General features: G+C 65.3%; 17 protein-coding genes. 6 read left to right on the top strand and 11 right to left on the bottom strand.

Features of this window, described 5'->3' with window-relative positions:
• The first annotated feature begins 42 nt into the window (after nt 1-42).
• A complete protein-coding gene (locus tag EDF57_RS02750) occupies nt 43-504 on the top strand; it encodes a DUF1453 domain-containing protein (protein WP_243840844.1) in 462 nt (153 codons plus the stop codon).
• Between the two features lie 66 nt (nt 505-570).
• Here the strand turns inward: EDF57_RS02750 and EDF57_RS02745 are convergent, their stop codons facing one another.
• The 3 genes from EDF57_RS02745 to EDF57_RS02735 all read right to left on the bottom strand — a co-directional run bounded on the left by EDF57_RS02745 (nt 571) and on the right by EDF57_RS02735 (nt 2,006).
• Complete coding sequence (locus EDF57_RS02745) at nt 571-699, bottom strand: entericidin A/B family lipoprotein (protein WP_132263030.1); 129 nt, start codon at nt 697-699, stop codon at nt 571-573.
• A gap of 168 nt (nt 700-867) precedes the next feature.
• A complete protein-coding gene (locus EDF57_RS02740; protein ID WP_132263029.1) occupies nt 868-1,002 on the bottom strand; it encodes an entericidin A/B family lipoprotein in 135 nt (44 codons plus the stop codon).
• 83 nt (nt 1,003-1,085) lie between these two features.
• Nucleotides 1,086-2,006, bottom strand: a complete 921-nt coding sequence (locus tag EDF57_RS02735; protein WP_134092992.1) for a DMT family transporter — start codon at nt 2,004-2,006, stop codon at nt 1,086-1,088.
• A gap of 92 nt (nt 2,007-2,098) precedes the next feature.
• Between EDF57_RS02735 and EDF57_RS02730 the strand changes: the two genes are divergently transcribed.
• Complete coding sequence (locus tag EDF57_RS02730) at nt 2,099-2,305, top strand: hypothetical protein (protein ID WP_132263025.1); 207 nt, start codon at nt 2,099-2,101, stop codon at nt 2,303-2,305.
• Here the strand turns inward: EDF57_RS02730 and EDF57_RS02725 are convergent.
• The 7 genes from EDF57_RS02725 to EDF57_RS02695 form a co-directional block, all read right to left on the bottom strand.
• Entirely contained in the window at nt 2,302-3,798 is a 1,497-nt protein-coding gene (locus EDF57_RS02725) for a CpaF family protein (RefSeq protein WP_134092991.1), read from the bottom strand. The two genes, EDF57_RS02730 and EDF57_RS02725, sit on opposite strands and share 4 nt — an antisense overlap.
• Nucleotides 3,799-4,056: 258 nt before the next feature.
• Nucleotides 4,057-5,556: a hypothetical protein gene (locus tag EDF57_RS02720; protein WP_243840843.1), complete on the bottom strand. Its 1,500-nt coding sequence runs from the start codon at nt 5,554-5,556 to the stop codon at nt 4,057-4,059.
• Between the two features lie 198 nt (nt 5,557-5,754).
• On the bottom strand, nt 5,755-6,009 hold the full coding sequence (locus EDF57_RS02715; protein WP_132263020.1) for an ATP synthase F1 subunit epsilon: 255 nt from the start codon (nt 6,007-6,009) through the stop codon (nt 5,755-5,757).
• A 6-nt stretch (nt 6,010-6,015) separates the two neighbouring features.
• A complete protein-coding gene (gene atpD / locus EDF57_RS02710; RefSeq protein ID WP_132263019.1) occupies nt 6,016-7,473 on the bottom strand; it encodes a F0F1 ATP synthase subunit beta in 1,458 nt (485 codons plus the stop codon).
• Nucleotides 7,474-7,497: 24 nt separating this feature from the next.
• Nucleotides 7,498-8,379, bottom strand: a complete 882-nt coding sequence (locus EDF57_RS02705) for a F0F1 ATP synthase subunit gamma (protein ID WP_132263017.1) — start codon at nt 8,377-8,379, stop codon at nt 7,498-7,500.
• Between the two features lie 130 nt (nt 8,380-8,509).
• Nucleotides 8,510-10,039, bottom strand: coding sequence for a F0F1 ATP synthase subunit alpha (gene atpA / locus EDF57_RS02700; RefSeq protein WP_132263015.1), 1,530 nt, complete (start codon nt 10,037-10,039; stop codon nt 8,510-8,512).
• A 13-nt stretch (nt 10,040-10,052) separates the two neighbouring features.
• Nucleotides 10,053-10,607: a F0F1 ATP synthase subunit delta gene (locus tag EDF57_RS02695; protein WP_132263014.1), complete on the bottom strand. Its 555-nt coding sequence runs from the start codon at nt 10,605-10,607 to the stop codon at nt 10,053-10,055.
• Between the two features lie 228 nt (nt 10,608-10,835).
• Here EDF57_RS02695 and EDF57_RS02690 point away from each other — a divergent pair, with 228 nt between their 5' ends.
• Nucleotides 10,836-11,315, top strand: coding sequence for a DUF1203 domain-containing protein (locus tag EDF57_RS02690; RefSeq protein WP_134092989.1), 480 nt, complete (start codon nt 10,836-10,838; stop codon nt 11,313-11,315).
• Nucleotides 11,312-12,352 carry a bifunctional DNA-binding transcriptional regulator/O6-methylguanine-DNA methyltransferase Ada gene (ada, locus tag EDF57_RS02685; RefSeq protein WP_134092988.1) on the top strand — a complete coding sequence of 347 codons (1,041 nt, stop codon included), beginning with the start codon at nt 11,312-11,314 and terminating at the stop codon, nt 12,350-12,352. The genes EDF57_RS02690 and ada overlap by 4 nt, the downstream gene beginning before the upstream one ends.
• Nucleotides 12,353-12,394: 42 nt before the next feature.
• On the opposite strand, the gene EDF57_RS02680 is transcribed toward ada, so the two are convergent.
• Nucleotides 12,395-14,560 (bottom strand): primosomal protein N', encoded by a 2,166-nt coding sequence (locus EDF57_RS02680; RefSeq protein ID WP_132263010.1) that lies wholly within the window; start codon nt 14,558-14,560, stop codon nt 12,395-12,397.
• Nucleotides 14,561-14,608: 48 nt separating this feature from the next.
• Between EDF57_RS02680 and EDF57_RS02675 the strand changes: the two genes are divergently transcribed.
• Both EDF57_RS02675 and fsa read left to right on the top strand, forming a co-directional pair.
• Nucleotides 14,609-15,394 carry a DUF4197 domain-containing protein gene (locus tag EDF57_RS02675; RefSeq protein ID WP_134092987.1) on the top strand — a complete coding sequence of 262 codons (786 nt, stop codon included), beginning with the start codon at nt 14,609-14,611 and terminating at the stop codon, nt 15,392-15,394.
• A gap of 130 nt (nt 15,395-15,524) precedes the next feature.
• Entirely contained in the window at nt 15,525-16,175 is a 651-nt protein-coding gene (gene fsa / locus EDF57_RS02670; RefSeq protein WP_132263009.1) for a fructose-6-phosphate aldolase, read from the top strand.
• Nucleotides 16,176-16,209 lie beyond the last annotated feature (34 nt).

The raw sequence follows: 16,209 nt of genomic DNA, 5'->3' as shown, positions 1-16,209 counted from the left end.
GGATACGCGGCCTGGCTGCCGTTGCTGATTTTCGCAGCAGTGATGGCCTGGCGTTTTCGCAGCCTTGAAAAGGCGCGGCCGCTCCGTCTCCCCCTTCTCTGGATTGCGCCGCTGATCGTCGGAGCGACAGTCAGCCTGGCGCTCTATGGCATGCCGCCGGGGGTGCTGGGCTGGATGGCCCTGGCCGCCGGCTTCGCCATCGGCGGCGGGATCGGCATGCAGCGTTCGCGCCTCATGCGGCTCCATGTCGAGGGTGAGGGGGGCGAGGCCCGGGTAATGATGCGCCAATCGCCCTTGGCGCTGGTGCTGATTCTGGTCGTCTTCGCCTTGCGGCGGATGATCTTGCCGGGCGGAATGGCGATCGGGGCGGGCCATCCGGCTGCCAATGCCCTGCTGATGACCGATGCCATGCTCGGCTTCGTGCTGGGGATGGTGGTGATCAGCCGCATGATCCTGTGGCAGAGGGCGCGCGCCATGGTGGCGAACCACATCTCGGACAGCTGATCTTCAAGGGAAAAGCTTGTGGCGCGAAGCGGCTGGCCGTTTCGCGCCACGTTACCTTCGGAGACCTCAGGTCGCGCGGTCAACCGCGTTTGCGGCAGACTCGATGTCCTGGCCGACGCCGCGAACGGTATTGCAGGCCGCCGCACCGAGCACGAGGCCCGAAACTGCAAGCGCCAGAACCGCTTTCCTGATCATGATTGCTTGACCCTTCAACGAACAATGTCCGAGGCGGATGCCTCGCGCTGTCGCTAATCCATCTTCCGATGGAGAGAAAGGGGCTCGCGGTCAGGTCAGCAGGCTATCCGCCGCGCCGATACGGCGTTGCGCCGCATCGGAGCAGCGGTGCTGGACGCCTCAGGCGAATTACTTGTTGATGGCGTCGTCGCCGGCCTGGCCGACCGATTCAACGTCCTTGCCCGCGCCCTTCACGGTGTTGCAGGCTGCGGCGGAGAAGACGATGCTTCCGGCGACCAGCGCGAGAACGAGATTCTTGACCATGTGAGGTTCCTTTCTACGCAATCCCGATCATTCAAGCGGGAACGTTGGAGGCAACTCTCGGTGAAGCTCCCGGTTCCCGGCGGCTAGCGCGAAGGCAGCACGGATTCTTCGATCGCGCTTTCATCCAGGGCGGAAGTCGGAGAGATCCGCTTGCTCAGGACATGCTCCCGCCAGGTGATGACGAGCCCGGCAGCGATGATCAGCGGGGCGCCGAACCAGATCGAAGGCGGCGGTGCGTCGCCGAAAATGGTGTATCCGTAAGTGGTTGCCCAAATGAGGGCGGTGTAGTCCATGACCACGACGGTGGCGACCGCGCCGTGGCGCAGCGCCGCGGTGATGAGCAGTTGCGCCAGGGTTCCGGTAACCCCCACGGCGACAAGCAGCAGCCATATCTGGGGCTCGTGAGCGCGACCGTAGAAGGGCAGAAGCACGGCGGCGAAGAGGGAACCGAAGAAGGCGAACCAGAACACGCAGGCGATGGGTTCTTCAGTCCGGGCAAGGTCGCGGATCTGGAAGCTCACCACGGCGACGATGACGCCGGCGCCCAGTCCGGCGGCCAGCCCCACCAGTGGCAGGCCCTGCACCGGCGCATCGGGCCGGGTGATGACAAGCACCCCCAGGAAGCCCAGGACCACCGCAAGCCAGCGCCAGGGGCCAACTTTGTCGCGCACGACCAGCGCAGTGATGAGCACGGCGAAGAGCGGCGCGGTGAAGCCAAGGGTCGTACCCACCGGCAACGGCAGCAGCATGGCTGCGGTGACGTTGCAGACCAGGCCGAGCGTGCCTGTCGTCGCGCGGGCGGCGTGAGTGCCGAGGCGCCGTGTCCGCAACATCGGCAGGCGGCCCGTCATCAACAGTCCTCCGGCGATGAGGGGCACGGCCATGGCCTGGCGCCAGAACACCATCTCCGCTGCGGAGACCCCGCTGCGCCCTGCCAGCTTGACCAGCATGAACATCGTCGAGAGCATCACCATCGCCATCAGGCGCAGGGTGATGGCAAGCATCGGGCGGTCGGGCCGGGATGTTTTCGATGATGGGCGGGCGGCGTTCACCGCCAGGGCTTTAACTTGGCGGCGGAAGGAGGCAAGGGCGGGCCATGAACGATTCCGATAAGATCATGGCCGTGATCGGCGGCCTGGCGGTTGCCCTGGCGGCCGTGGCCTGGCTGGGCGACCGCCGCCGCATGAAGCGCCGCGACCTCGACCGGGTGGGCTTCATGCCCTGGACGCCCGTGTTCTTTTTCGCCCTCATGGCAGCGGTACTGCTGCTGGGGGTGGTCGGGAAGGATCTGTTCAGGGGTTAGAGGCAGGCTTCGAGATAGGCCTGGTCGAAGCCGAACTGGCGCGCTTTTTCCAGAGTGTAGGGGCGCAGGCCGGAGCTGCGGAATTCGCCGATAATCTTGCCGTCGTCGGTCTCGTCCAGATATTCGAACTTGAAGAGTTCCTGGGTGACGATGACATCGCCTTCCATGCCGATCACTTCGGTGATGTTGGTGGTGCGGCGCGAACCGTCGCGCAGGCGCTTCACCTGCACGATGAGGTCCACCGATTCGGCGATCTGGCGGCTGATCGCTTCCTTGGGGATCTTGATGTCGCCCATCAGGATCATGTTTTCCATACGGCCCAGGCACTCGCGCGGGCTGTTGGCGTGAAGCGTGCACATCGAGCCATCGTGGCCGGTGTTCATTGCGGCCAGCAGGTCGAAGCATTCCGCGCCGCGGATTTCGCCCAGGATGATGCGGTCGGGACGCATGCGCAGTGCGTTCTTGACGAGATCGCCGATGGTGATGGCGCCCTGGCCTTCGAGGTTCGGCGGGCGAGTTTCCAGCGGCAGCCAGTGCGGCTGCTGCAGGCGCAGTTCGGCGGCGTCCTCGATGGTGAGCACGCGTTCGCCGGGGTCGATCATCTTGGACAGCGCGTTGAGCATCGTCGTCTTGCCGGACCCGGTACCGCCCGAGATCACGACGTTCATCCGGCAGGCTCCGGCGATCTTCAGCGTGGTCGCCATCTTCTCGCTCATCGAACCGAAGTCCTTGAGCATGTCGATGGTGATCGGCTTCTCCGAGAATTTACGGATCGAGATGGCGGTGCCGCGCAGGGAAAGCGGCGGCACGATCACGTTGACGCGGCTGCCGTCCTTGAGGCGGGCGTCGGCCAGCGGCGTGGTCTGGTCGACGCGGCGGCCGACCTGGTTGACGATGCGCTGGGCGATCTGGAACAAGTGCTGCTCGTCTCGGAACTTGGTCGTCGCGAGCTGGAGCTTGCCCTTCTTTTCGATGTAGGTCTGGTTCGGACCGTTGACCATGATGTCCGAGACGTCGGGATCGTTCAGCAGCTCTTCCAGCGGGCCGAAGCCCAGCAGCTCATCGATCAGGACCTTCTCCAGCGCGAACTGCTCGCGGCGGTTGAAGGTGATCTTGAGCTCGGCGAGGACCTCCATGATGATGGGCCGGAATTCCTCGGACAGCTCGTCCTTGGTCAGCGTCGCGGCGGCTTCGGGGTCCACGCGCTCCAGCAGGCGCGGCAGGACCTGCTCCTTGATCTTGTGGATGGATGCCTCGAAGCCGCTCTGCTCGGACTGGCCATCATGCACGGCATTGGCGCGGTCCGCGAGACGCGACATCGCATCGTCGCGGGAGTTTTGCGGTGCAGCGGCTTCCGACGGTGCAGGGTCGGCATTGCCGGGTGCCACGGGCTTATCGGCAGCCCCTACCTTCAGCGGCTTGGCCACCCCGAATGCGGGCCTGGCACCCTGGCCCAGACCGCCGATTCCGTTGCGCCGCCCGAATGCAGTCATTGTCTCGTCAAACCCTTTCAACGCTCCGGTCTGGCCCGGTGGCGTCCCGCGATAAGCAAAGGATTAAGGTTGAAACTTTGATAACTTCCTAATGGGTGACGAATGGGGTGAAGCGTCTGGGGCTTCCTATCCTGATCTGTCGGCTTCGATACCGACACGCCGGGATAGCTCGGAAACGTGCCGTCAATCCCACGTTCCGCTGCGCTATTCATGCAACGTTGGTAATGCCGAACCTGAGCGGCGCGGCAGCGCTCGCCGTTAGTTGCCGCCGCAGCGGCTGTGGACCGCCTGGATTTGCGGGCCATTGTGGTCGTAGATGGTGAAGTATCTGACCCGGTTGCAGGTGCGCAGATAGGCCTCGACGCGGTCCACGTTGGGCAGGTTTTTGGGCTCGGCCACTATCGGGCGTTGTACCACGACGGTTTCGGGTCGCTGTGCGATTATGCGGCGTACTTCGGCAACTTCGTCGATCGCGCTCACGCCGCTCTCGGCGCCTTCGAAGAGGTGAGGAGGAAAGGCGAGAGGGCTGGGCGGACGGATATCCAGCAGTGAGTACAAGTAACTGGGAAAGCCCCAGACGAAAAGCCGATCGTGCGGGGTCTCGGATCGGACATAGTTGACGAAAGCGGGCGTGGCGCGATGCGCCTTGTAACGGGACACAAGGTCGAAACTGCCGGCGTAGGCCAGGTTGACGAGAACCATGGCGGCAAATGCCAGGCGACCGATATCGCGTCGCTCGAAGAAGATGGCCGACAGGATGCAGAGCGGCGCCAGGATGGGCAGGGCATAGTGGGGAAAGATATTCGGGAAGCTGGCGATTGCGATGAGTGCAACGAACGACCACGCGACGAGGAACAGGACTTCGCCATTGTACCGCTCCGTTCGATCAAGCGCGGCCCAGCCGAGACCGGCGAAGACTAGCGGCATGCCAAGGAGGCCGATGAGCGCAGCCAGACGCATGAAGCGTTCGTGGGGATCGGCGTAAAGACGGTGGAAATTCGAATCGACCAGGGCGTGCCATAGTTCCGGGAAATGTCCGATGTGCCAATACCACGCGAAGGTGGCGGCCACCGGCAGTGCACCCAGAGCAGCCAGCAGCAGCACCTGTCCAAGGCCCTTTGACGGAGAGATGCCGCTGCGAAGCAGCCAGGCCGCGATCCAGATGCCGAAGAAGCCGCATTCGATGGCGGCAGACTGTTTGAAGGCGATCGCAAACCCTGCACTTGCCACACCGGCAGCCAGTACCGGGTCGATCCTTCCCGAACGTAGCCGATCAAGGCGTGTCACGATGCTCCACGCGGCAAAGATCATGAGCGTGTTAAACCAGACCGGTGCCTGCCCGGTGGCCCCTCCGAAACGGTTGAGCATCGCCAGATAGGCGAGGGCGGCCATAATCGCCGCACCGACCCCGGTCAGACGCCGCGCAATCCGGACGATGCCATATGCGCCGAGCGCGGCGCTTATCGTGGCGGCAAGGTGGTAGAAAAGAAACGATCGGGAAACGAGGCTGAGCAGCGAATAGGTGAGATAGAGCGCCGGGGGCTTTCGATCCCAGATGTCCAGATAAAGGATATCACCCGCAAGCAGCCGTTGGCCGACGAGCGCGTAAAACTGCTCGTCGATATCGAAGTTCCACTCGCCGAAAGCCGGAGCCCGGATCAACAGGGCGAAGGCGAACAGTATGAGAAACTGCCCCGTTCGCGTGCGGCAAAGTAGAACACGCCAGTTGCGTCCGGTTCTGAAGATGCTTCGGTCCAAGGCAGGCGAACCAGTCGTTATCGTCAAGTTCCCCATGCCATTTCCTCAAGCTTTCGCGGCTTCCATAGTCAAAGAATGGTTATCAAAGCGCAAAAGGCATGGAGGCTGGGGGCTGGGGGCTGGGGGCTGGAATGGCAAAGGGCGCCGCCGGTTGCCCGGCGACGCCCTTTCTGAAGCCTCATCAGGCTGTGTCGAAGATCAGCCGACGTGCTCGGCGAGTACGGTCAGGCCTTTGTCGCCCACTTCGGCGAAGCCGCCGGTGATGCGGATTTCTTCCGGAGTGGCGTTCTCGGTCCGGTAGACCTTGAGCGCGCCGTCGGCGATCGTCGACATGAAGGGCGCGTGGCCCTCCAGCACGCCGAACTCGCCTTCGGTGCCGGGGACGACCACCATGTGGACGTCTTCCGAGCGGACGAGCTTGGCCGGCGTGACGAGTTCGAAGTGCAGAGCCATGATCGATTACGCCTCTTCGGCCAGCTTCTTGGCCTTGGCGACCGCTTCCTCGATGCCGCCGACCATGTAGAAGGCTGCTTCCGGAAGGTGATCGTATTCGCCTTCGACGACGGCCTTGAACGACTTCACGGTGTCTTCGAGCTGGACGAATTTGCCCGGGATGCCGGTGAAGACTTCCGCGACGTGGAACGGCTGCGAAAGGAACTTCTGGATCTTGCGGGCGCGGGCGACGGTGAGCTTATCTTCTTCCGAAAGCTCGTCCATGCCCAGGATCGCGATGATGTCCTGAAGCGACTTGTACTTCTGCAGGGTTTCCTGAACGCGGCGGGCGGTTTCGTAGTGCTCGGCACCGACGACGCGGGGCTCAAGAACGCGCGAGGTCGAGTCGAGCGGGTCGACGGCCGGGTAGATGCCCAGTTCCGAAATGGCGCGGTTCAGCGTGGTCGTTGCGTCCAAGTGGGCGAACGAGGTGGCCGGCGCCGGGTCGGTAAGGTCGTCCGCGGGAACGTAGATCGCCTGGACCGAGGTGATCGAGCCCTTGGTGGTCGAGGTGATGCGTTCCTGCAGCTGGCCCATGTCGGTCGACAGGGTCGGCTGATAGCCCACGGCCGAAGGAATACGGCCGAGCAGCGCCGACACTTCCGCACCCGCCTGGGTGAAGCGGAAGATGTTGTCGACGAAGAACAGAACGTCCTGGCCTTCCTGGTCGCGGAAGTACTCGGCCATGGTCAGGCCCGAAAGCGCGACGCGGGCGCGGGCGCCCGGCGGCTCGTTCATCTGGCCGAACACGAGAGCAACCTTCGAGCCTTCCGACACGGCGTTGCCTTCGGCGTCCTTGGCGATAACGCCGGCGTCGAGGAATTCGTGGTAGAGGTCGTTGCCTTCACGGGTACGTTCACCGACGCCCGCGAAGACCGAGACGCCGCCGTGGCCCTTGGCGATGTTGTTGATCAGTTCCTGGATGAGAACCGTCTTGCCCACGCCGGCGCCGCCGAACAGGCCGATCTTGCCGCCCTTGGCGTAAGGCGCGAGAAGGTCGATGACCTTGATGCCGGTGACCAGGATCGCCGCTTCGGTCGACTGGTCGACGAAGGGTGGGGCTTCGGCGTGGATCGGGGCGAACATGTCCGAGCCGACCGGGCCGCGCTCGTCGATGGGATCGCCGACGACGTTCATGATGCGGCCGAGCGTCTTGGGGCCGACCGGCACCGAGATCTGCTTGCCGGTGTTCGACACGGGCTGGCCGCGGGTCAGACCGTCGGTGCCGTCCATGGCGATGGTGCGCACGGTGTTCTCGCCGAGGTGCTGGGCGACTTCGAGAACCAGCTTCTGGCCGTTGTTCTCGGTCTCTAGCGCGGAGAGGATGGCGGGCAGTTCGCCTTCGAAGGTCACGTCGACGACGGCGCCGATGACCTGGCTGATCTTGCCGGTAGAAGTTTGGTTGAGCACGGGTGCAGTGGCCATTTCGGTTTCCTTGCCTGCGATGACTTAAAGCGCTTCCGCGCCAGCAATGATTTCGACGAGTTCGGTGGTGATCGCAGCCTGGCGGGTGCGATTGTAGACGATGGTCAGCTTCTTGATCAGGTCACCGGCGTTGCGGGTGGCGTTGTCCATCGCCGTCATCGACGCACCCTGTTCGGACGCGGCGTTTTCCAGCAGGGCGCCGAACAGCTGGGTGCGCAAGTAGCGCGGCAGCAGCGCGGCGAGGATTTCCTCTTCCTCCGGCTCGTATTCGGTCACCGCATCCGCACCGGCGGTAGCGGCCACCGCCTTGGGAGCGGGGACGGGAATGATCTGCTGGTCTGTCGGCTCCTGCAGCAGGGCCGAACGGAACTTCGAGTAGAACAGATGCGCCACGTCGAACTTGCCGGCTTCGTACATCGCCACCAGTTCGTTGGCGATACGCTCGGCTTCGTCGAAGCCGGGGTCACGCACATCGGTGGTGTCGAACATGTGGGCGATCTGCTTCGGGAACTCGCGGCGCAGCGGCGCGCGGCCCTTGCGACCGACGAGGTAGAACAGGACGGTCTTGCCCTGTGCTTCCAGTTCACGCGCCTTGACGCGGGCAGCCTTGACGATGTTCGAGTTGAACGCGCCGCACAGGCCCTTGTCCGAGTTCGCGACGACGAGCAGATGCACCTTGTCGCTGCCGGTGCCGGCGAGCAGCTTGGGGCTGTTCTCGCTGACGGTGATCTTGGACGCGAGCGAGCCCATGACCTCTGCGAGGCGGGCGGCGTAGGGACGCGCGGACTCCGCGGCGGCCTGCGCCTTGCGCAGCTTGGCCGCGGCGACCATCTGCTTGGCCTTGGTGATCTTCTGGGTCGACTTGACCGAGTTGATGCGGCCCTTGAGTTCCTTGAGCGAAGCCACTCGTTGTTCCTCGTTTCGTCTTCCCCGGGATGGTCCGGGACCGGTGGGCCATCTTCAGGAAGTGCCTCGCAGGGAGGTCGGTCCCGATGATGGCCCGCGATCCCGGCTTACACCGGGATGACGGTTTCTCTTAAGCGAACTGCTTGGCGAAGGCGTCGAGCGCGGCCTTGGTCTTGCTCTTGGCTTCGTCGCCAAAGTCCTTGGTCGAGCGGATCAGCGCGAGGACATCGGCATGCTGTTCGTGCATGAAGTCGAGCATTTCGGCTTCATACTCGGTGACCTTGGCGACCGGCAGGCCGTCGAGGTAGCCGTTGGTGCCGGCGAAGATCGACACGGTCTGTTCTTCGAACGACAGCGGCGAGAACTGCTTCTGCTTGAGCAGTTCGGTCAGGCGCGCACCGCGGTTGAGGAGCTTCTGGGTCGAGGCGTCGAGGTCCGAACCGAACTGGGCGAAGGCCGCCATTTCGCGGTACTGCGCCAGCTCCAGCTTGATCGAGCCGGCAACCTTCTTCATCGCCTTGGTCTGGGCCGAACCGCCGACGCGCGACACCGACAGACCCACGTTGATGGCCGGACGGATGCCCTGGTAGAACAGGCCGGTTTCAAGGAAGATCTGGCCGTCGGTGATCGAGATCACGTTGGTCGGAATGTAGGCCGAGACGTCGCCGGCCTGCGTTTCGATGATCGGAAGCGCGGTGAGCGAGCCGTTGCCGTTCTCGTCGTTCATCTTCGCGGCGCGCTCAAGCAGGCGGCTGTGGAGATAGAACACGTCGCCCGGATAGGCTTCGCGGCCCGGAGGACGGCGCAGCAGCAGCGACATCTGGCGATAGGCGACGGCCTGCTTGGAAAGGTCGTCATACACGATCACGGCGTGCATCGCGTTGTCGCGGAAGAATTCGCCCATCGCGGCGCCGGTGTAGGGCGCGAGGTACTGCAGCGGAGCGGGCTCCGAAGCGGTGGCGGCGATGACGATGGAGTATTCCATCGCGCCGTTCTCTTCGAGCTGGCGCACGATCTGCGCGACGGTCGAGCGCTTCTGGCCGACGGCAACGTAGATGCAGTAGAGCTTCTTGGATTCGTCGTCGCCTGCGTTCGCTTCCTTCTGGTTGATGAAGGTGTCGATGGCGACGGCGGTCTTGCCGGTCTGGCGGTCACCGATGATCAATTCGCGCTGGCCGCGGCCGACGGGAACGAGCGCGTCGATCGCCTTGAGGCCGGTCTGCACGGGTTCGTGCACCGACTTGCGCGGGATGATGCCGGGAGCCTTGGCTTCGACGCGGGCGCGCTTCTCGGCGACGATCGGGCCCTTGCCGTCGATCGGGTTGCCGAGGGCGTCCACCACGCGGCCGAGCAGGCCCTTGCCGACGGGAACGTCGACGATGGTGTTGGTGCGCTTGACGCTGTCGCCTTCCTTGATCTCGGCGTCCGAGCCGAAGATCACGACGCCGACGTTGTCGGCTTCGAGGTTGAGGGCCATGCCCTGAACGCCGTTGGCGAATTCGACCATTTCACCGGCCTGGACCTTGTCGAGGCCGTGGATGCGGGCGATGCCGTCACCGACCGACAGAACCGAGCCGACTTCGGAAACCTGGGCTTCGGTGCCGAAGCTGGCGATCTGGTCCTTGATGACCTTCGAGATTTCTGCTGCGCGGATATCCATTGTTCTGCCTTTCTTAGCCCTTCATGGCCTGGGCGAGCGAATTGAGACGGGTGCGGATCGAGCTGTCGATGCGCTTGGAGCCGATGGTGACGACGAGACCGCCGAGCAGGTCCGGATCAACCTTGGTGCTGACCTTGACCTTGCGACCCTCGCGCAGTTCCAGCTTCTGGCGCAGCTGCTCGACCTGCTGGTCGTCCAGGGCGTGAGCCGACGTGACTTCGGCCGTCGATTCACCGCGCTGGGCGGCGGCGATCGAAGCGAAGGCGCGGATGATCTCGGGAAGGGCGACGAGACGGCGATTGGCCGCCAGAACGCCCAGGAAGTTCCTGGTCAGCGGCGCAAGGCCGAGGACATCGGCAACGGCTTCGATGGCCGCGCCGGCAGCCTTGCGGCTGATTTCGGGGTTGCGAATCAGCTCGGCCAGATCGGCGCTTTCGCTGATGGCGAGGGCGATCTTTTCGAGGTCGGATTCGACCGTCGTTACGACGCCGTTCTCGCTGGCAAGATCAAACAGCGCCGAAGCGTAGCGTCCTTGCAAGCTGGCCTTGATGCCGCCGGAATTCTCCACGCGTGTCCTATCCTTACATCGGGTGGGCTGGGACACTTTGGGGCGCACGACAATGACGTGCCCCCCGGCCCGCAGACGGGGCGCGCATAGCGACGATAGTGTTACGATGCAAGCTATGGGAGGCGGCCTGACCACAATGGTTGGGAAAGCGCTTTAAAAGCAAGGGGCGGGAAGTATCGCCGCAGCGGCTGCTGCAACGTTGGGACAAACGAACCAATGGAGTTTGCCATGACCTATCGAATCATCGGTTTGCCGAGAGATCGGTTTGCACCGTTTTTCGCGATGGACGCGCAGGAACTGGAGAAAAACGGGATGCGGCGCGTGATGGCGACCTCCCGTCCGGGCTATCCGTGCCGTGTCAGCCTGCAGGATGCCGAGCCGGGCGAAAGCCTGATCCTGGCGAATTTCGTCAGCCATGATGTCGCCGGTCCCTATCGCAGCGCCTATGCGATATATGTAAGGGAGAACGCGGCGGAGGCCGAGCCGCATGTCGACCGGCTGCCCCCGGTGTTCGCCGGTCGCACGCTTTCGTTGCGGGGCTTCGACCGGGAGGGGATGCTGGTCCGGGGCAGACTGGCAGGACCGGGCGAGATCGAGGAAGCGATCGGGGCCTTGTTCGAAGATCCCGCGATTGCCGGGATTCACGCTCACAATGCCGCTTACGGCTGCTTCGCCGCGCGGATCGAACGCCATGGAGAGATGCAGTGACCGTCCTGGACACCTCCGTAAGCGAGGACCGCGCCTGGCAGGCCGTGCAGTCGCGCGACCGCACGTTCGACGGCCGCTTCGTCACCGGCGTGCTGACCACTGGCATTTACTGCCGCCCCTCCTGCTCGGCGCGGCACCCCCGGCGCGAGAATGTGCGGTTCTTCCCGGATGCCGGCGAGGCGGAGCAGTTCGGCCTGCGCGCCTGCATGCGCTGCCGGCCCAACGATGTCTCGCGCGACGAGGAAGCGGTGACGATTGCGCTGCGGTTGCTCGATTCCGATGAGGAGCGAACGCCGGGCCTTGCCGAGCTGGCCGAGGCGGCGGGCTATAGTCCGACGCATTTCCAGCGGGTGTTCAAGCGCGCGGTCGGTCTGTCGCCGGCGGAATATCTCCGGGCGAAGCGGGTCGCGCGTGCCGGCGATGCCCTGAGCAGCGGCGCGAGCGTGACCGAGGCGATCTACGAGGCCGGGTTTGGCGCCAGCTCGCGGTTCTACGAGGCAAGCGAGGGCAGGCTGGGCATGACGCCTTCGGCCTGGCGCGAGGGTGGGCGCGGCGTGACCATCCACTGGGCCGTCGTTCCCACCAGCCTCGGCGCCATGCTGGTGGCGGCGACCGGAAAGGGCGTGTGCCGGCTCTCCTTCGAGGAAGGGCGCGAGGAACTGGCGGCGCGGTTTCCGAATGCGGAACTGGTGGAAGGCGGCAGCGACTTTGCGAACCTGCTGGCCAGCGTCGTCGCGGCAGTGGAGCAGCCGGGACAGTCGCGGGTGATCCCGCTCGATGTGCAGGGCACGGCGTTTCAGGAGGCGGTCTGGCGCGAGCTGCAGCGCATTCCCGCCGGCGAGACGCGTAGCTATGCCCAGATCGCGGCGGCGGTCGGCAAGCCGGGCGCGGTGCGCGCGGCAGGCTCGGCGAACGGGGCCAACAATGTCGCGGTGCTCATTCCCTGCCACCGGGTGATCCGCAAGGACGGATCGATCGGCGGCTATGCTTACGGCGAGGAGATCAAGCGGGAACTGCTCAAGCGGGAGCGGGGGTGAACGGCAAGGCCCTCGCCGCGCATCGATCCGGCGCGGTGGAATTCACACGAACGAATAAGGGTCGATGTCGATGTTCACCCGCACCCCGCGGGGGAATTGCAGCGGCTCCAGCCATTCGCGCAGGGTCTTCTGCAATTCGGCCGAGCGACGGGCATTGATCAGCAGGCGGAACCGATGACGGCCGCGGAGCAGCGATAGCGGGGCAGGGGCCGGGCCGAGCACCAGCATGTCGGGATGGTTCGGCGCCGTGCCGCCAATGGCGCGGGCGGCGGCTTTCGCCTCGGACTGGTCTTCCGAGGAAACGATGATCGCCGCCCAGCGTCCGAAGGGGGGCGCACCCGCATCGCGGCGGGCCTCGGTCTCGGCGGCGTAGAATGCGTCCCGGTCCCCGGCGGCCAGCGCCGAGATCACCGAGGCTTCCGGATGGCGCGTCTGAATCAGCACTTCGCCCGGCTTTTCGCCGCGGCCCGCGCGTCCGGCGACTTGGGCGACCTGCTGGTAGGTGCGCTCCGCCGCCCGCAAGTCGCCGCCCTCCAGGCCGAGGTCGGCATCGACCACGCCCACCAGCGTGAGATCGGGAAAGTGGTAGCCCTTGGTCACGAGCTGCGTGCCGACGATGACGTCGATCGCCTTACCCTCCGCCTTGGCGACGAATTCGCCGACGGCTTCGGCCGTGTTCATCGTATCGGACGTGACGAGCGCGACACGGGCCTCAGGCAGGATCTCGGCGACTTCGTCGGCAATGCGCTCGACCCCCGGCCCGCAGGCGACCAGGCAGTCTCCGGTGCCGCATTCGGGGCAGGCCGCGGGTACCGGCACTTCATGGCCGCAGTGGTGGCAGGCCAGGCGCTGCGAGAAGCGGTGCTCCACCAGCCAGGCCGTGCAGTTCGGGCACTGGAAACGGTAGCCGCAGTGACGGCACAGCGTCAGCGGCGCGTAACCGCGGCGGTTGAGGAACAACAGGGACTGTTCGCCGCGCGCCAGCCGCGCCTTCATTTCCTCGACCAGGCGCGGGGCGAGCCACTTGCCGCGCTCGGGCGGCTCCTGGCGCAAGTCGAGGATCTGGATGTCGGGCAGTTGCGCGCCGCCGAAGCGCGAGGGCAGGTCGACCTTGCGATAGACGCCTGCCTCGGCCAGCTGCATCGATTCGAGCGCGGGTGTCGCGCTGGCGAGCACGACCGGTATCCCTTCGAACTTGGCGCGCATCACCGCCACGTCGCGCGCGTTGTAGCGCACCCCGTCGTCCTGCTTGAACGAGACTTCGTGAGCCTCGTCGACCACGATCAGGCCGAGGCGGGCATAAGGCAGGAACAGCGCCGAGCGCGCGCCGACCACGACTTGCGCCTCGCCCGCCACGATGGCGCGCCAGGCGCGGCGCCGCTCGCTGGATTTCAGCGAAGAATGCCAGAGGATCGGTGGCACGCCGAAGCGGTGCTCGAAGCGGCGCAGGAAATTCTCGGTCAGCGCGATCTCGGGCAGCAGGACCAGGATCTGCCGTCCGCGCCGCAGCGCCTCGGCCACCGCCTCGAAATAAGTCTCGGTCTTTCCAGAGCCGGTCACGCCGTCGAGCAGGAACGGCGCGAACGCATCGGCGCGAACGGCCTCGACGAAGATGTCGGCCGCTTCCTGTTGACCGTCCGACAGCATGGGCTGGGCATGTTCGGGCCGGGCGCGGGCATAGGGACGGTCGAGATCGACGACCACCGGCTCCAGCAGGCCCGCGCCGACCATGCCGCGCAGAACGCCGTCCGACACCGAGGCCAGCTCGGCCAGTTCCTTGATCGAGGCCTGCTCGCCTTGGAGTGCGTCCAGCGCGGCGGCGCGTTGCGGGGTGAGCCGGGCGGGCTCCTGCCCGGTCAGGCGGTATTCGGTGGTGGTGCCGCCGCCGCGCAGCGCCGCCATGCTGCCCAGCGCCATGCGCGCCACGGACGAGAGCGAAGCGCAGTAGTAGTCCGCGGTCCATTCGATGAGGCGCCGCAGACGCTCCGGCAGCGGCGGTACGGGCATGACTTCCAGCAGGGGGCGCAGTTTCGATTCAGGCACTTCCTGCGTGTTCAGGCGTTGCGGCTCCCAGACGATGCCGAGCACCTGCCTCGGCCCGAGGGGCGCAACCACCACGGAGCCGAATTCTATCGCCATGCCTTCGGGGACGCGGTAGTCGAGGACGCCCAGTGCGGCGTTGAAGACGAGGATTCGGACGCGTTTCATGTAGGTTGCATATAGGCACTGCTGTCCGGGGGCGTGAAGGAGTTGATGATGGTGAACTGGGGAACAGGGGATAATTCGGCAGCCATGGGTGCTTCGGCGGAAGCGGACATGCATGTCGAAACCGCCGCGGCAAGCGCGCTTCGGTCCGACTGGAGCCGCCGCGGCGTGCTCATCGGCATGCTTGCAACCGGAATGCTGATGCTGCCGGGCTGCTCGACTCTCGCGGCGGGTTCGGGCCTGGGTTCGGGCTCTTCGGCCGGCGCGGACCCGGTACGCCGCCTCATGCGCTTTTCCTCGGAACGGGCTTTCGCCTGGCTCGGCCAGCCCGAGGGCTTCTGGACCAGCCCCGTGGCCCGCATCCCGATGCCGGTGCTGTTCGACCGCCCCGGGCGCACCACCACGGGCGTGCTCAAGTCGAAGGCCTTCCGCGACAAGCTTCAGTACCAGCTCAACCTCTTCGCGACGCCGGGCGCGCGCGTGGCCGGTCCGCTGGTGCTCAAGACCGTGCAGAGCGTCGCCATCCCGAATCCGGCCGAAGTGATGGCAGGCGGCAATACCGCGGCCACCACGCTGCTGCGCCGCGCGATGGGGCCGGCTCTCGTCAACGCCATGATCCCCGAGATCGAGCGCGCCATGAAGGAGGCGCAGGACCCCACGCTGAACCAGGCGATCGCCGCGCTGAAGGGCGTGACCGTCCAGGACACCGCCCATGCCCTCGCGCTCGATGCCGACAACGGCATCTGGTACGAGATCGGTGCGGCCGAGGCGGCCATCCGCCAGGATCCGGCCGATACCAACGATGCCGTGCTGATCGGCGCGTTCAAGAAGGCCTGACCGGCCGGCCGCTCCGGCGGCCGCAAGGCGCAGGGTAGCGGGGAAGGGCGCGCTTCCCTATAGGGGGCGCCAGAATCGACGGGCAGCGCGACGCCGCCCGTCGCAGCCCCGCACCCACAGGAACCGCGCCATGAAGTTCTTCGTCGACACCGCAGACACCAACGACATCGCCGATCTGGCCGCCACCGGCCTGCTCGACGGCGTCACCACCAACCCCTCGCTGATCGCCAAGTCCGGCCGCGACTTCCTGGAAGTCACCAAGGAAATCTGCGGTCTGGTCGACGGTCCGGTCAGCGCCGAAGTCGTTGCGCTCGACCACGAAGGCATGATGCGCGAGGCCGAAATCCTCCGCAAGATCGCCGACAACGTCTGCATCAAGGTGCCGCTCACCATTGACGGCCTGAAAACCTGCAAGAAGCTGACCAGCGACGGCACGCTCGTCAACGTCACGCTCTGCTTCTCGGCCAACCAGGCCCTGCTCGCGGCCAAGGCCGGCGCCAGCTTCGTCTCGCCTTTCGTCGGCCGTCATGACGACAACGGCTTCGACGGCATGGACCTGATCCGCGACATCCGCCTGATCTACGACAACTACGCTTTCGAGACCGAAATCCTCGCCGCCTCGATCCGCCACCCGGTCCACGTCCTCGAATGCGCCCGCATCGGCGCCGACGTCGCGACGATGCCGCCGGCCGTCATCAAGAACCTCGTGAAGCACGTCCTCACGGACAAGGGCATCGAAGGCTTCATGGCCGACTGGGCCAAGACCGGCCAGTCCCTCTGATTTGACGCCGCTCTGATTTGAAGTCGCTCTGATC

Origin of the sequence: Novosphingobium sp. PhB55, assembly GCF_004368805.1 — a bacterium.
Classification (GTDB): Bacteria; Pseudomonadota; Alphaproteobacteria; order Sphingomonadales; family Sphingomonadaceae; genus Novosphingobium.
The sequence above is the reverse complement of the archived record's forward strand: the minus strand, read 5'-3'. Positions and strand labels throughout refer to the sequence as shown.

Excerpts from the sequence above, each read along its gene's own strand:
- EDF57_RS02750 (WP_243840844.1), top strand. The coding sequence starts at position 43 with ATGGCCTGGCGTTTTCGCAGCCTTGAAAAGGCGCGGCCGCTCCGTCTC.
- EDF57_RS02745 (WP_132263030.1), bottom strand. The coding sequence starts at position 699 with ATGATCAGGAAAGCGGTTCTGGCGCTTGCAGTTTCGGGCCTCGTGCTC.
- EDF57_RS02740 (WP_132263029.1), bottom strand. The coding sequence starts at position 1,002 with ATGGTCAAGAATCTCGTTCTCGCGCTGGTCGCCGGAAGCATCGTCTTC.
- EDF57_RS02735 (WP_134092992.1), bottom strand. The coding sequence starts at position 2,006 with ATGCTTGCCATCACCCTGCGCCTGATGGCGATGGTGATGCTCTCGACG.
- EDF57_RS02730 (WP_132263025.1), top strand. The coding sequence starts at position 2,099 with ATGAACGATTCCGATAAGATCATGGCCGTGATCGGCGGCCTGGCGGTT.
- EDF57_RS02725 (WP_134092991.1), bottom strand. The coding sequence starts at position 3,798 with ATGACTGCATTCGGGCGGCGCAACGGAATCGGCGGTCTGGGCCAGGGT.
- EDF57_RS02715 (WP_132263020.1), bottom strand. The coding sequence starts at position 6,009 with ATGGCTCTGCACTTCGAACTCGTCACGCCGGCCAAGCTCGTCCGCTCG.
- atpD (WP_132263019.1), bottom strand. The coding sequence starts at position 7,473 with ATGGCCACTGCACCCGTGCTCAACCAAACTTCTACCGGCAAGATCAGC.
- atpA (WP_132263015.1), bottom strand. The coding sequence starts at position 10,039 with ATGGATATCCGCGCAGCAGAAATCTCGAAGGTCATCAAGGACCAGATC.
- EDF57_RS02690 (WP_134092989.1), top strand. The coding sequence starts at position 10,836 with ATGACCTATCGAATCATCGGTTTGCCGAGAGATCGGTTTGCACCGTTT.
- EDF57_RS02680 (WP_132263010.1), bottom strand. The coding sequence starts at position 14,560 with ATGAAACGCGTCCGAATCCTCGTCTTCAACGCCGCACTGGGCGTCCTC.
- EDF57_RS02675 (WP_134092987.1), top strand. The coding sequence starts at position 14,609 with ATGGTGAACTGGGGAACAGGGGATAATTCGGCAGCCATGGGTGCTTCG.
- fsa (WP_132263009.1), top strand. The coding sequence starts at position 15,525 with ATGAAGTTCTTCGTCGACACCGCAGACACCAACGACATCGCCGATCTG.